The following is a 15,115-nucleotide window of genomic DNA, read 5'->3' on the forward strand; positions in this document are numbered from 1 at the left end:
GTTGGTCGATGTGCGTCAACTCAGTGTCACGTACCGCACCGGCGGCCACACCAACCAGGCCGTGCGGGCGTTGTCATTTTCGATTGCGCAAGGCGAATCACTGGCGATTGTCGGCGAGTCCGGCTCAGGCAAATCGACGCTGGCGAATGCGATTCTCGGCCTGCTACCCGACACCGCGCAGATCAGCGCCGGCCAATTGTGGGTCGACGGCAACGACATCACGCAGGCCAACGAACGCCAGAAACGTGCGCTGCGCGGCCGCACCATCGGCCTGGTGCCGCAGGACCCAATGGTCAGCCTCAACCCGACTTTGCGCGTCGCCAGCAAATTGCCGAAGCGCTGGTGCTGGCCAAGGGCAAGCGCTGCCCCGGCATCGACGCCGACATCGTGGAGTTGCTGCAACAGGTGGGCATCGACAAGCCAGTGCTGCGCGCCCGCCAATACCCGCATGAGCTGTCGGGCGGCATGCGCCAGCGCGTGCTGATCGCCATCGCGCTGGCCGGCAACCCACGCCTGATCATCGCCGACGAACCGACCAGCGCCCTCGACGTGACCGTGCAACGCAAGATCCTCGACCACTTGCAGCGCCTGGTCAGTGAACGCGGGATTTCCCTGTTGATCATCACCCATGACTTGGGCGTAGCCACCGACCGCGCCGACCGGGTGCTGGTGATGCAACACGGTCAAGTGGTCGAGCAAGGCCCGCCACGGCAGATTTTGGTGGCGCCGCAACACGACTACACCCGTGCGCTGATCGCCGCCGCGCCAGCGTTCGCCAAACGCCGCGAGCCGCGGGTCAACCTTGACCCGGCGCGCACGCCGATTCTGCGCCTGCAAAACCTCGGCAAAACGTTCGCGCTGCCCAAGGTCAAGGGCGAAGACGCAACGTTTGTGGCCCTGGAAGACCTCAACCTGCAGGTTTACCCCGGCCAAACCCTGGCCATCGTCGGCGAGTCCGGCTCGGGCAAGAGCACCGCGCTGCGTATTGCGTTGGGCCTGGAAAAACCGAGTCACGGGCGGGTCTGGTTCGAACAACAGGACGTTACCGAGCTCAGTTGGCGCGAGTTCCGCCCGCTGCGCCAACGCCTGCAACTGGTGCAGCAAAACCCGTTCGCCGCGCTCGACCCGCGCTTCAGCGTGTTTGACAGCATCGTTGAGCCGCTGGTGTCGTTCGGCCTGCTCAAAGGCCCGGCCCTGGAACAGGCCGCGCGCGAGCTGATCAGCCGCGTGCACCTGCCGGTCAGTTACCTGGATCGCTTGCCGCGTGAGCTCTCTGGCGGCCAGTGCCAACGCGTTGCCATTGCGCGGGCGCTGGCGTTGAAACCCGATCTGTTGCTGCTCGACGAGCCGGTCAGCGCTTTGGACGTGTCGGTACAGGCGCACATTCTCGACCTGCTGGAAGAGCTGCAACGCGAGATGGGCATTGCCTATGTGCTGGTGTCACACGACTTGTCGGTGGTCGCCAACTTCGCGCATGAGGTGCTGGTGTTGCGCAATGGCCGAGTGATCGAGCAGGGTTCGGTGGAGCAGATATTCGACCGGCCGGCCAGCGAGTACACGCGTGAACTGATTGCCGCCATCCCTGGCCGGCACCTGACGGCAAGCGCTGCATAATCCCGCCGTTAGCGCTGGGCGTGCTTGACCTGCACTTCAGGCATCGCCGAGGAGTGATGGTTGAGGATTTTCCACTCGCCCGCCACCAGCTCGTAGATAAAGCTGTAGCGCGCCTGCACCTGGCGCGTCTGGCCGTTTGGCTCGGTCAGGGTGAAGGTGTAAACCCCGCTGTCCATCGCCACGTTACTGCCCAGGCGGCGGATCTCACGGTAATTGATCTGGCCGACCGGCTTAAGCGTCAGGAAGTGCTCAAAGTAGTTTTCGATCTGCTCACGGGTGGTGCGCACCTGGTTCGACACCGTCGGCTGCAGCACTGCGTTCGGCGCATACAAGTCGACCACAGTGTCGACGTTACCGCTCTGCAACGCGCGGTTCCAGCGGTCAAACAACCCTGCAACCTCGCGGTCCTGCACATTCGCAGGTGCCTGGGCTACCTCGCGGTAGACATACGGTGCTGTCTCGGCGGCCTGAACAAACGGTACGCTCAATGCAAACAACAGCGCGATTGAAGTGGCTTTGAATTTCATTGCGTTGACTCCTGGGGTGGTCGTTGAGCCCACTTTGCCAACCTGCCCGTCCCCCGGCATCGGCCAACCGGAGTCATTTAACTATGCCATTTGGCAGATAGCGCCCAACCCGCCCGGCGAGGTTTAATAGCCTGCCTCGCGCCCGCGAGCCTGTGCCTGCACCGGAGCCTACGCATGCAAAACACGCCACACGACCCCGGTAGTGCCCTGGCTATCCGCGCGCACTATCGACAATCCGAAAGCCGCACCGCGCGTTTACGGCTGTTGGTCGACACCGGGCAGGCGCTCGCGCAATTGGCCCCAGACGCCATGCGCGAATGCGTGCTGGCGCGGGCGTGCGCGTTCCTCGCGATGGACCACGGGCTGATTCAGGAGTGGGACGCCGAAGATAGCGCCACAGCGACCGCGCACCATGGCAGCCAGGAGCGGCTGAGCAGCCTCGGCGCCATCGCCGACCGCAGCCTGCGCGCACCGTGCTGGCTGGAGCTGCCGGGAAGCGCCCTGCCCAGCGTGTTGCAAGTGCCGTTGCGCGGCGGCGACGGCGCGGCCTTTGGCGTACTGGTGCTGGGCAACAGCGTGAGCTTGCGCGCGCCAGAGCATGAAGACAGTGAATCGTTGCAATTGCTCGCCACGCTGCTGGCCGCTCACTTGGAAAACAATCGCTTGCTCGGCACCCTGCAAACGCGCGACAGGACGCTCTCCGACCTGGTCAACCGCTTGCTTCGTGCGCAGGAAGACGAGCGTAAACGCGTGGCCTACGACCTTCACGACGGCCTGGCGCAAACCCTCGCCGGGTTGCATCAACGCCTGCAAGGGTTTGCCGGCCGTTGCCCGACACTGCCGGGCACCCTCGACGCAGATTTGCAGGCGATTCTGAGCCTCGCCCAGCACTCCGTCGGTGAAGGCCGGCAACTGATCGCCGGCTTGCGCCCGACCGTGCTGGATGACTTCGGTTTATTCAAAGCACTCGACAAAGAAGCCGACCGCCTGCGTGACGCTGGCGTCGGCGTGCAATGGACCCTCGCCTACGAGGGGCGTTTGCCCAGCCAGGTGGAAATCGCCTTGTTCAGAATCGGCCAGGAAGCGATCAACAATGTCCTCAAGCACGCGCAGGCCAGCCACGTGCAACTGGCCCTGCAACTGCACGATGACGAGGCCTCGCTGCGCGTCATCGACAACGGCCAAGGCTTTGCCCGCGACCAGCACCCCGGCACTGAAGACGCCCAGCACCTCGGCCTGGCCACCATGCACGAGCGCGCCAGCCTGCTCGGTGGGCGGCTCAGTTGCATCAGCGCGCTCGGTCGCGGCGCCCACCTGCACGCACGCGTGCCTGCCCTTCTGAATGGAACAGCGCAATGAGCGGCGTATTACGCTTGGTACTGGCGGATGATCATGAAGTCACGCGCACCGGTTTCGTCGCGTTGCTGGCCGGTCATCCGCAGTTTGAAGTGGTCGGCCAGGCGCGCGATGGTCAGCAAGCGGTCGACCTTTGCGAGCAATTGTTGCCCGACATCGTCATCCTCGACATTCGTATGCCGGTGCTCAATGGCCTCGGCGCCGCGCGCCTGCTGCAACAACGCTTGCCGGCGATCAAGGTCGTGATATTCACCATGGACGACAGCGTCGATCACCTGGAAGCGGCGATGAATGCCGGTGCGGTCGGCTACTTGCTCAAAGACGCCAGCCGCGATGAAGTGATCGGTGCGCTGCAACGCGTCGCTGCCGGTGAAGAAGCGCTGAACACGGCGGTCAGCGCGCGGCTGCTGCGGCGTATGACCGAGCGCAGCGCGGCGGGCGCTACACCGACTGAACATCTCACCCCACGCGAACGCCAGGTGCTTGGGCTGGTGGCGAACGGCAAAAGCAACCGCGAAATAGGCGAACAACTGGGCATCACCACCGGCACCGCTAAAGCCCATGTAGAACGGGTGATTGGTAAACTCGGTGCAGCCGACCGCACCCAGGCCGCCGTGCGTGGCATCGCGTTGGGCCTGGTGACGCAAGCATGAAGGTGTTTTACGCGAAACGCTGGGCCGACCTGCCCTTGCGCGGCAAGGCGCTGGTGGTGATTTCACTGCCGCTGGTGGTGCTGTTGTTGTCGCTGGTGCTGATCTACATCACCGAACGCCAAACCGCGCGTGCGGAAGAGGACGTGCGACGCGTGCTGCGCGTGCAAGGCGATATTCGCGCCGTGCACACCCTGCTCGCCGAGGCGGCCGCCAGCGTGCGCGGCTACCTGCTGACGCGCCGCGAGGACTTCCTGCCGGGCTACCTTAACGCCAAGCCGCAGATTGAATCGGCCTTGCGCCGACTCGACCGCGATGTTCGCGATTCGCGCGTGCGCGAACAGCTCGCGTTGATCACGCCACTGATCAACAACAAAATCGATGGGCTGGAAGACATGCTCAGCGACCCGACCACACCCGCTGAGACGCTTACGCAGATTCTGGTCAGCAACAAATACATCCTCGATGCCTTGCGCCAGCACATCGGCACCATGCTCACCCTTGAGGATTCGTTGCTCGCCGAGCGCACCTCGGCGGCGTCCGAAACTCGCCAGCGGCTGTTATTGTCGACGTGGCTGGCGGCCATCTGCGGCCTGTTTGGAGCGATTGTCGCGGTGCTGTTTTTGTCCAAGGGCATCGTCGCGCGGGTGCAACAGGTGCAAGGCAACGCGCAACGCCTGGCCCTCGGTCAACCGTTGCAGCCGCATCCGCCGGAAAACGACGAAATTGGCCAGTTGGGCACACGCCTGGTGGAAGCCGGTGTGCTGTTGGCCGAGCGCGAGCGTGCGTTGCGCGAGAATGAAGAACGTTTGCGGCTGATCATCGACGGGGTCAAGGACTACGGCATTTTTGCGCTGGATACCGGCGGCCACGTCACCAGTTGGAATGCCGGCGCTGAACGGATCAAGGGCTACACCGAACAAGAAATCATCGGTCAGCATTTTTCGGTGTTCTACCTGCCGGATGAAAGCCCGCAACACCCGGCGATGGCGCTGGACGAAGCCACCCGCAACGGGCATTACATGGAAGAAGGCTGGCGCTGCCGCCAGGATGGCACGCGGTTCTGGGCCAGCGTGGTGATCACCGCGCAATTCGACGCGACGGGCGCCTTGCGCGGGTTCTCGAAGATCACCCGCGACATCACCGACCGGCGCGCAGCGGAGATCGCACTGGGCACCGCGCGCGAGGAAGCCGAACGCGCCAGCCGCGCGAAAAGCGAGTTTTTGTCACGCATGAGCCACGAGCTGCGCACCCCGCTCAACTCGATCCTGGGCTTTGCGCAACTGCTGGAGATGGACTCGGCAGCGGGGCAAAAAGCCCACGTCGGTCACATCCTGCGCGCCGGCCAGCACCTGCTGACGTTGATCAATGAAGTCCTCGACATTGCCAAGATCGAGGCCGGACGCCTGCCGCTGAACATTCAACCGATGCCGCTGGCGGGCACGCTGCAAGAGGCCCTGGCGCTGGTCTCACCGATGGCCGCCGACGCGGGTATTCAATTGCAGCCGCTGCCCCCCCTGGCGGCGCACCTCGGCATCGTTGCCGACCGGCAACGCCTGACCCAAGTGCTGCTTAACCTGCTGTCGAACGCGATCAAATACAACCGGCCTCAAGGTCAGGTCAGCATAGAAGTCACACTGGCGGAGCAGCGCATCCAGGTGGCCGTGTGCGACACCGGCAAGGGCATCGCCGCCGACAAGCTCGGGCAACTGTTCAAGCCATTCGAACGCCTCGGCGCCGACCCGAATGTAGAAGGCAGCGGCCTCGGCCTGGCGCTGAGTAAAAGCTTGCTGGAAAAAATGCACGGCCAGCTCAGCGTGCACAGCCAACGCGGCGTCGGCTCACGTTTCAGCCTCGAACTGCCGTTCGTGCACGTGCAGGCACCGCATGGGCTGGCGGCTGCCATGGTAGAGATGCCGTCGACAACGCCGGCCGTGGCGGCGCCCGCGATTCACGGCAAGGTGCTGTATATCGAAGACAACCTCTCCAGCCTGGCGCTGATCGAAACCTTGCTGCAGCGCCGGCCAGGGATAAAACTGCTGTCGAGCATGCAAGGCCAACTCGGCCTGGACCTGGCCGCACAGCATGCGCCACAACTGATTCTGCTCGACGTGTCACTGCCCGACATCGACGGCTTGACCGTGCTGCAACGCTTGCGCAGGTTGACGATCACCCACGCCACACCGGTGCTGATGATCACCGCCGACGCCAGCGACATCACCCGTGAGGCGTTGCACAACGCGGGCGCGACCGCCGTGTTGAACAAGCCGATTAACGTGCCCGCGTTTCTCGCCCACCTCGACCAGTATTTTCCGGAGCCTGTGTGAACCTCGACCTGCGCATTCTGATCATCGACGACCAACGCCCGAACCTCGACCTGGTGGAGCAACTTCTGGCACGCGAGGGCCTGACCAACGTATTGAGCAGCACCGAGCCGTTGCGCACCCTGGAACTGTTCAACAGCTTCGAGCCGGACTTGGTGATTCTCGACCTGCACATGCCGGAACTCGACGGCTTTGCGGTGCTGGAGCAACTCAACCGGCGCATCCCCAACGGCGAGTACCTGCCGATTCTGGTGCTGACCGCCGACGCCACCCGCGACACGCGCCTGCGCGCGCTGGCACTCGGCGCGCGGGACTTCATCAGCAAACCGCTGGACGCGCTGGAAACCATGCTGCGCGTGTGGAACCTGCTGGAAACCCGCGTGCTCTACAAAACCCTGCGCACGCTGGTGCCGGCCGACCAGATCGAGCTGTTGCACCGGCGCGGGGCAGCGCCTGCGCAAACAGCGATTATCCGTAGTTGCTAGCAGGCACGGCTTGCCTGAGCAGGACAATGTCAGCGACAGCCTATCTTGATCCGATAGCTACATCCTCGCCAAGGCGGTCACATGGAAAACTCCGGGCTATCTTGGTCTAGGTCCTTTTTGTGTTTTTTTTTAGAAACCTCCAGTTGTTTTTTTGCAGACTGGTATTGCTCGCGCACCCGCAACTGCAGGGCCATGGCGAAGGGTTCATCCTCGATCGCCACCACGAACAACCGCAGCGGAAGCTCGCCTGTCTCGCCGCTGCCGAGGATGCGCATTGCGTCGTCAACGGTGTCGAACGGTTCGCCTACGTTTGAGGCGGCATTACACAAGCCAAAGCTGATAAAGCTGGCCCAGTCGCAACCCGTGGTGCGCACATCCAAATGAAGCGAGGCGGCGTCTGGCTGCCTGTTGCTATCAAGGATGAGTTGCTGCAATGCCTGCGCGGAACTTACCGTCGGCACGGGTGAGTCGAACCGAAAGTCAGGCGACTCGTGATAGAACAGGTAGTAACCTGCTCGCGGCAGTTTGGAAAGCTTGGGCAGTTGCGCCTTCTCGCTGCCGATGTTCGCTGCCCAGTCCTTGGCGCGCTTGGCTTGCAGCAGCACCGCTTTGCGGCACACCAACCCGCCGATGTTGAGGCAGATGATCACCCCGATGTCGGCCCCCAAGCGGGACTCTTCCGGGGTGCCGGCCAAACCCAAAGTGCCCATGTAGGACTGCGACGCCGGGTAGCCGAATAGCGGAATATGCTGGAAAGCGAAGCCAGACAGTGCGTCTTCGACATAGCCGCTGAACCGGCCGTTCAGAGGGTCTTCCATGGCGACGGCACTGGCCAAGTAGTCCGCCATTTTTTGTTGGCACTGGAACATCGCCCAGTAAATCGACCAAAGTGCATCAACAGCGTAGTGCTCAGGCGATGCGGCCAGCGTGGTCAGCAACTGCCATTGATCAGCGCTGTGCAGACCGCCAAGCAATTGATCTGAACACGCCGCTTTCAAGTTGGGCGCTGCCAGCTTGGCACTGGCTTCTACGATAGCCGGGAAGCTGCCGGTGATCGGCACGCCGTGATGCCTGGAATAGGCTCGCGTGCGAATGTCCAGAGCCTGGTTGTGCAGGCGTGCGTAAACCGCTGCATCCGGCCGCCGCTGAAAGGCCAATTTAGCCAGGCACTCGCGGGCCACGCTGAATTTTGCTTCGCGTATCGCCCGGTCGATGCGCATGAGCTTGTCGCCAAAATCCGCCGCCAGCCAGCCCTCGCCGCGCGCCGCCGCCAATGCGGGGGCCGCTTGCGTGGACAGCTCATTCAGTGCGCGATGAAACTGAGTGAGTGTGTCCAACGTGATGTTCAGTTTGGCTTTTTCCGCGTGCTGGTCGGCGACGTGTTGATTATCGGCGGCGATCTGGCTGTCGCGCGCGGCCTGAGTCGCAGGCTCATCGTAGGCAAGCGTCGCCTGTTGATGGTCGCGCCTGGCCTGATCGAGTTCGCCGCTGGCATGATAGGTATCGAGTGGGCTCAGCAACCAACCCAAGCCATGGCCCTCGTTCTTGTGCTGGTCGTAGCGTTGCTGACACGTGTGAAGGTGCTCGCGGGTTTGCCTCAGCGCCTCAGTGCGTTCCTCGCTCGCGTCACGTATTTTCAGTTCATCGATCTGCGCAATCTGCGCCCGGGTCTGAGTGATTCGCGCGGAGCAATCGCGCAGGGTCTGTGCGAGAAATGCGCTCAAGTCGTAACCCAGTGTGGCGATACCATGACGGTCAGTGGCGTGCAGCGGGGTCATCAACGACTTCCTTGGTCTATTGAATGCGGCGGTGATCGAACCTGCCGCCGAGAGGGCTTTGCGAACGAATTTTGCCGTGGCCACACCGCCGCTCACAAGTGGCAATTTCGCAACGGCTGGTTTAAAAGCCCGATACTTGCGCTTACCGCAACAGTCCTTTGCCATCAAGCGTATTGATAGCTCCCTAACGAAACCCGCATTCTAGAGGGCTAATCTCGCGCTTATATCATTCCGAATGATAGTTACCTTTGCCTCATTCGATTCGTGACACAGCACCTCGCCGCGCATGATCCGCCCATCTTAAATACATTGGCGGATGCACCCATGGAACACTCACTCAAACATTTGCGCTTCCCCCTGGCGATATTGGCCGTGGTGGTGATGAGCGCGTGCGGCAAGACCCCGGATCAAGCGGCCGCCATGCCGGCACCGAAAGTCAGCGTGGCCAAAGTGCTCGAACAACCGGTCAACGAGTGGGACGAGTTCACCGGGCGCCTCGAAGCCCCCGAAACCGTGCAGATTCGTCCACGGGTCTCTGGCCAGATTGACCAAGTCGCTTTTACCGAAGGCGCTTTGGTCAAGAAGGGCGACCTGTTGTTCCAGATCGACCCGCGACCATTCCAGGCTGAAGTACGTCGCCTTGAAGCGCAGTTGCAGCAAACCCGCGCGGCCGCCAGCCGTAGCGATAACGAAGCGCAACGCGGCGACCGCCTGCGCCAGAGCAACGCGATTTCCGCCGAACTGGCTGACTCGCGCACCACCGCCGCCCAGGAAGCCCGCGCCGCAGTGGCCGGCATTCAGGCGCAGTTGGATTTGGCCAAGCTGAACCTGAGTTTCACCCGTGTGGCCTCGCCGATCAGCGGCCGCGTCAGCCGTGCCGAAATCACCGCCGGCAACCTGGTGACCGCCGATGTCACGGCGCTGACCAGCGTGGTCTCCACCGACAAGGTTTACGCCTACTTTGACGCCGATGAGCGTGTGTACCTCAAGTACACCGAGCTGGCCCGCCAAGGCCGCCGTGGTGCTACCACGCCGGTTTACCTGGGCCTGTCGAATGAAACCGGCAACCCGCACCTGGGCCAGATGAATTTCGTCGACAACCAGGTCAACCCGGCCACCGGCACCATCCGTGGTCGCGCGGTGTTCGATAACAGCAAAGGCGAATACACGCCGGGCCTGTATGCCCGCCTCAAACTGGTCGGCAGCGGCACCTACTCCGCCGTGCTGATCAATGACGAAGCGGTCGGTACTGACCTTGGCAAAAAATTCGTACTGGTGATGGACGGCGACAAGCCGGCTTATCGCGCGGTGGAACTGGGGCCGAAGATCGAAGGGCTGCGCATCGTGCGCAGCGGCCTGAATAAAGACGACACGATTATCGTCAAGGGCCTGCAGCGTGCTCGCCCTGGGTCGCCGGTCGCCCCGGAAACCATCCCGATGGCCAGCAAGGAAACCCTGGCGGCCTTGGCCCAACAACGACAAGCACTTGAAGCCAGCAACGTGGAGCAAGTGGCGCCGGATAAAACCGCGCCAAAACTTGCGAGCAGCGCGACTCCACGCGGTTAAGGGATACAACTCAAGATGAATTTTTCCAAGTTCTTTATTTCGCGGCCGATCTTCGCAGCGGTGCTCTCGCTGTTGATCCTGATCGCCGGCGCGATCTCGCTGTTCCAACTGCCGATCAGCGAGTACCCGGAAGTGGTACCGCCGACTGTAGTGGTACGCGCCAACTTCCCGGGCGCCAACCCCAAAGTCATCGGTGAAACCGTGGCCGCGCCGCTGGAGCAGGCGATTACCGGCGTCGAGAACATGCTGTACATGTCCTCGCAGTCGACCGCCGACGGCAAACTGACACTGACCATCACCTTTGCCCTCGGCACAGACCTGGACAACGCGCAGGTGCAGGTGCAAAACCGTGTGACGCGCACTCAGCCAAAGCTGCCTGAGGAAGTCACGCGCATCGGTATCACCGTGGACAAGGCCTCCCCCGACCTGACCATGGTGGTGCACTTGACCTCACCGGATCAGCGCTACGACATGCTGTACCTGTCGAACTACGCGATCCTGAATATTAAAGATGAGTTGGCGCGCTTGGCGGCGTGGGCGATGTGCAGTTATTCGGCATGGGCGATTACTCCCTGCGCGTTTGGCTGGACCCGAACAAAACCGCCTCGCGCAACCTCACCGCCACCGATGTGGTGACGGCGATCCGCGAGCAGAACCGCCAGGTCGCGGCCGGTGCCCTCGGCGCGCAGCCTGCGCCGAGTGATACCAGCTTCCAGCTGTCGGTGAATACCCAGGGCCGCCTGGTGACCGAGGAAGAGTTCGAGAACATTGTGATTCGTTCCGGCGAGAACGGCGAAATCACGCGGCTCAAGGACATCGCGCGGGTCGAGTTGGGTTCCAGCCAATACGCCCTGCGCTCGTTGATCGACAACCAGCCGGCGGTGGCGATTCCGATCTTCCAGCGCCCCGGCTCCAACGCCATCGACATCTCCAACGATGTGCGCAGCAAGATGGCGGAGCTGAAAAAGAGCTTCCCTGAAGGCATGGATTACCGCATCGCCTATGACCCGACGATCTTTGTGCGCGGCTCTATCGAAGCAGTGGTTCACACCCTGTTCGAAGCACTGATTCTGGTGGTGCTGGTAGTCATCCTGTTCCTGCAAACCTGGCGCGCGTCGATCATTCCGTTGGTGGCGGTGCCGGTGTCGTTGATCGGTACGTTTGCGGTGATGCACCTGTTCGGCTTCTCGCTGAACGCGCTGTCGCTGTTCGGGCTGGTGTTGGCGATTGGTATTGTGGTGGACGACGCCATCGTGGTGGTGGAGAACGTCGAGCGCAACATCGAGCTGGGCCTGGAACCGTTCCAGGCCACCGAAAAAGCCATGAGCGAAGTGACCGGGCCGATCATTGCCACGGCGCTGGTGCTGTGTGCGGTGTTCATCCCGGCTGCCTTTATCAGCGGCTTGACCGGGCAGTTCTACAAGCAGTTCGCCTTGACCATTGCGATTTCGACGGTGATTTCGGCCTTCAACTCGCTGACGCTGTCGCCTGCCCTGGCCGCCGTGTTGCTGCGTGGGCATAACGCGCCGAAGGATCGTTTCTCGAAGTTCCTCGACAAGATTTTCGGCGGCTGGTTGTTCCGTCCGTTCAACCGCTTTTTCGAAAAAGCCAGCCATGGCTATGTCGGCACTGTGCGCCGAGTGATTCGCGGCAGTGGCATTGCGCTGTTCGTGTATGGCGGCCTGATGGTGCTGACGTTCTTCGGCTTTGCCCACACGCCTACCGGTTTCGTACCGGCCCAGGACAAGCAATACCTGGTGGCGTTTGCGCAATTGCCGGACGCTGCAAGCCTGGACCGCACCGAAAACGTGATCAAGAAGATGTCTGACATCGCCTTGAAACAGCCGGGCGTTGAAAGCGCGATTGCGTTCCCGGGCCTTTCGATCAACGGCTTCACCAACAGCCCGAACAGCGGCATCGTGTTCGTGACCTTGAAACCCTTCGATGAGCGTAAAGACGCGAGCATGTCGGCAGGTGCGATTGCCGGCGCCTTGAACGGCAAGTACAGCGAAATTCAGGAAGCCTACATGGCGATCTTCCCACCGCCGCCGGTACAGGGGCTGGGTACGATTGGCGGGTTCCGCCTGCAGATCGAAGACCGTGGCAACCTGGGTTATGACGAGCTGTACAAAGAAACCCAGAACATCATTACCAAAAGCCGTGGCGTGCCTGAGCTGTTCGGCCTGTTCACCAGTTACACGGTGAACGTGCCTCAGGTTGATGCGGCGATTGACCGTGAAAAGGCCAAGACCCACGGCGTGGCGATCAGCGACATCTTCGACACCCTGCAAATCTACCTGGGCTCGCTGTACGCCAACGACTTCAACCGTTTTGGCCGCACTTACCAGGTTAACGTGCAGGCTGAGCAACAGTTCCGTCAGGACCAGGACCAGATCGGTCAGTTGAAAGTGCGTAACAACAAAGGCGAGATGATCCCGCTGGCGACCTTCATCAAGGTCAGCGAGACCTCGGGCCCGGACCGCGTGATGCACTACAACGGCTTTATCACCGCCGAGATCAACGGCAACGCCGCACCGGGCTACAGCTCCGGCCAGGCGCAGGTGGCGATCGAAAAACTGTTGAAAGATGAGCTGCCCAACGGCATGACTTATGAGTGGACCGACCTGACGTATCAGCAAATCCTCTCGGGCAATACCGCGCTGTTCGTGTTCCCGCTCTGCGTACTGCTGGCGTTCCTGGTACTGGCCGCCCAATACGAAAGCTGGAGCCTGCCGCTGGCGGTGATCCTGATCGTACCGATGACGCTGCTGTCGGCAATTACCGGGGTGATTATCTCGGGTGGCGACAACAACATCTTCACCCAGATCGGCCTGATCGTACTGGTGGGCCTGGCGTGCAAGAACGCGATTCTGATCGTCGAGTTCGCCAAGGATAAACAACAGGAAGGTCTCGACCCGCTGGCCGCGGTACTGGAAGCCTGCCGCTTGCGTCTGCGGCCGATTCTGATGACCTCGTTCGCGTTCATCATGGGCGTGGTGCCCCTGGTGTTGTCCAGCGGTGCCGGTGCCGAGATGCGCCATGCGATGGGCGTGGCGGTGTTCTCCGGGATGATCGGGGTGACCTTCTTCGGGCTGTTGCTGACGCCAGTGTTCTACGTACTGATCCGTCGCTATGTGGAGCGCCAAGAGGCGCGCAAAGCGGCCAAGGCCTTGAAGCTGGAGACACAGCAATGAGCGTGAAAGTCTTTCTGCCGAGCTTGCTGGTACTGGCGTTGAGTGCCTGTGCCGTAGGCCCGGACTATAAAACCGAACAACTTGAGGCGGCCAACATCACGGCCGCCGCCGACACCAAAAGTTATGACCATGCCAAGTACGAAGGCATTTGGTGGCAGCAGTTCGACGACCCTACCCTCGACCAGTTGGTAACGCAGTCGTTGAACGGTAACCGCGACCTGCGCGTGGCATTCGCCCGTCTGCGAGCGGCCCGCGCGATTCGCGATGACGCCGCCAATGACATCATGCCGGTCGTCACCAGCCGTGCCAGCAGTGAAGTGGGCAAGGGCCAGATTCCCGGCCAGACCACCCAGCGCGTCAACAGCGAGCGTTATGATTTGGGCCTCGACATGGCCTGGGAACTGGATTTGTTCGGCCGCATACGCCGCAACCTCGAAGCCAGCGACGCTGACCAGCAGGTTGCCGAAGCCGACCTGTACCAGTTGCAAGTCAGCATGATTGCCGAGCTGGTGGATGCCTACGGCCAACTGCGTGGCGCACAACTGCGTGAACGCATCGCCCTCGACAACCTGAAGAACCAACAGGACTCGCGCACCATCACCGTCAGCCTGCGCGATGCCGGCGTGGGTGATCAGCTCGACGTGGAACGCGCCGATGCGCGCCTGGCTTCGGTTGAAGCCAGCGTGCCGCAACTGCAAGCCGAGCAAGTGCGCGAGCGCAACCGCATCGCCACCCTCCTCGGCCAGCGCCCCGACAAACTGAGCGTCGACCTGAGCCCCAAAGACCTGCCGGCGATTGCCAAGGCATTGCCGATTGGCGATCCAGGGCAATTGCTGCAACGTCGCCCGGACATTCTCAGCGCCGAACGCAAACTCGCCGCCGCCACCGCGCGTATCGGCGTGGCCAAGGCCGACCTGTTCCCACGGGTCAGCCTCAGCGGCTTCCTCGGCTTTACCGCCGGGCGGGGTTCACAGATTGGGTCAGCGGCAGCGAATGCCTGGTCGCTCGGCCCGAGCATCACCTGGGCCGCGTTCGACCTGGGCAGCGTGCGCGCGCGTTTGCGCGGTGCGAATGCCGAGGCGGAAGGCGCGCTGGCGACCTATGAGCAGCAAGTGTTGCTGGCATTGGAAGAATCGGAAAATGCCTTCAGTGATTACGGCAAACGACAGCAGCGGTTGGTCTCGTTGATACGCCAGAGTGAGTCGAGTCGCGCCGCGGCTGACCTTGCCGCAATTCGTTACCGCGAAGGCACGGTGGACTTCCTGGTGCTGCTGGATGCGCAACGTGAGCGTTTGGCAGCCGAAGATTCGCAGGCGCAGGCCGAGGTGGATTTGTACCGCGGTATTGTCGCGATCTACAAGGCCCTCGGTGGGGGCTGGCAGCCGAACACGGTAGTGGCCAGCAGCAAGTGATTTGATTTAAAGCGCTCCTTTGGTTGGTCGCATCCAGCCAATTTTTAGCCCCGTGGTCCATCGGTCACGGGGCTTTTTTTTGAGTTTTTTGGGGTGGTTGGAGTATGTGTTGTGTATATGTTTCTTTGGTAACGGCCGCTTATGATTCCGCCCTTGCGGCGGGTCACTTTTGATAGATCAAGATCACGATCAAAAGCAGGCGGCCCGAA

At 61.9% G+C, this 15,115-nt stretch carries 8 protein-coding genes and 2 pseudogenes; 8 read left to right on the top strand and 2 right to left on the bottom strand.

What is annotated here, in order from left to right; translation table 11 throughout:
- Nucleotides 1–96: 96 nt before the first annotated feature.
- Nucleotides 97–1,614, top strand: a pseudogene (locus F0169_RS24445) (dipeptide ABC transporter ATP-binding protein); the annotation flags it as partial.
- 8 nt (nt 1,615–1,622) lie between these two features.
- Here the strand turns inward: F0169_RS24445 and F0169_RS24450 are convergent.
- The gene (locus F0169_RS24450; RefSeq protein WP_152747849.1) at nt 1,623–2,141 is read right to left on the bottom strand and encodes an SgcJ/EcaC family oxidoreductase; all 519 of its coding nucleotides are present in this window, start codon (nt 2,139–2,141) and stop codon (nt 1,623–1,625) included.
- A 174-nt stretch (nt 2,142–2,315) separates the two neighbouring features.
- Here F0169_RS24450 and F0169_RS24455 point away from each other — a divergent pair, with 174 nt between their 5' ends.
- From F0169_RS24455 to F0169_RS24470, 4 genes are read left to right on the top strand one after another with little or no spacing between them, the layout of a single operon-like run.
- Complete coding sequence (locus F0169_RS24455; protein ID WP_152747850.1) at nt 2,316–3,500, top strand: sensor histidine kinase; 1,185 nt, start codon at nt 2,316–2,318, stop codon at nt 3,498–3,500.
- A complete protein-coding gene (locus tag F0169_RS24460; protein ID WP_122250262.1) occupies nt 3,497–4,150 on the top strand; it encodes a response regulator in 654 nt (217 codons plus the stop codon). The genes F0169_RS24455 and F0169_RS24460 overlap by 4 nt, the downstream gene beginning before the upstream one ends.
- Nucleotides 4,147–6,474, top strand: a complete 2,328-nt coding sequence (locus tag F0169_RS24465) for an ATP-binding protein (RefSeq protein WP_152747851.1) — start codon at nt 4,147–4,149, stop codon at nt 6,472–6,474. Before F0169_RS24460 ends, F0169_RS24465 begins: the two co-directional genes overlap by 4 nt.
- Nucleotides 6,471–6,956, top strand: coding sequence for a response regulator (locus tag F0169_RS24470; RefSeq protein WP_172979544.1), 486 nt, complete (start codon nt 6,471–6,473; stop codon nt 6,954–6,956). The genes F0169_RS24465 and F0169_RS24470 overlap by 4 nt, the downstream gene beginning before the upstream one ends.
- 77 nt (nt 6,957–7,033) lie before the next feature.
- On the opposite strand, the gene F0169_RS24475 is transcribed toward F0169_RS24470, so the two are convergent.
- Complete coding sequence (locus F0169_RS24475; RefSeq protein ID WP_152747852.1) at nt 7,034–8,734, bottom strand: hypothetical protein; 1,701 nt, start codon at nt 8,732–8,734, stop codon at nt 7,034–7,036.
- Nucleotides 8,735–9,058: 324 nt separating this feature from the next.
- Here F0169_RS24475 and mexE point away from each other — a divergent pair, with 324 nt between their 5' ends.
- From mexE to F0169_RS24490, 3 genes and pseudogenes are all read left to right on the top strand, one after another.
- The gene (gene mexE / locus F0169_RS24480; RefSeq protein WP_058414625.1) at nt 9,059–10,300 is read left to right on the top strand and encodes a multidrug efflux RND transporter periplasmic adaptor subunit MexE; all 1,242 of its coding nucleotides are present in this window, start codon (nt 9,059–9,061) and stop codon (nt 10,298–10,300) included.
- Between the two features lie 15 nt (nt 10,301–10,315).
- Nucleotides 10,316–13,494 (top strand): annotated as a pseudogene (locus F0169_RS24485) (efflux RND transporter permease subunit).
- Complete coding sequence (locus tag F0169_RS24490; RefSeq protein WP_152747853.1) at nt 13,491–14,906, top strand: efflux transporter outer membrane subunit; 1,416 nt, start codon at nt 13,491–13,493, stop codon at nt 14,904–14,906. The pseudogene F0169_RS24485 and the gene F0169_RS24490 overlap by 4 nt, the downstream one beginning before the upstream one ends.
- Nucleotides 14,907–15,115 lie beyond the last annotated feature (209 nt).

It is taken from the genome of Pseudomonas kitaguniensis, assembly GCF_009296165.1.
Taxonomy (GTDB): Bacteria; Pseudomonadota; Gammaproteobacteria; order Pseudomonadales; family Pseudomonadaceae; genus Aquipseudomonas; species Aquipseudomonas kitaguniensis.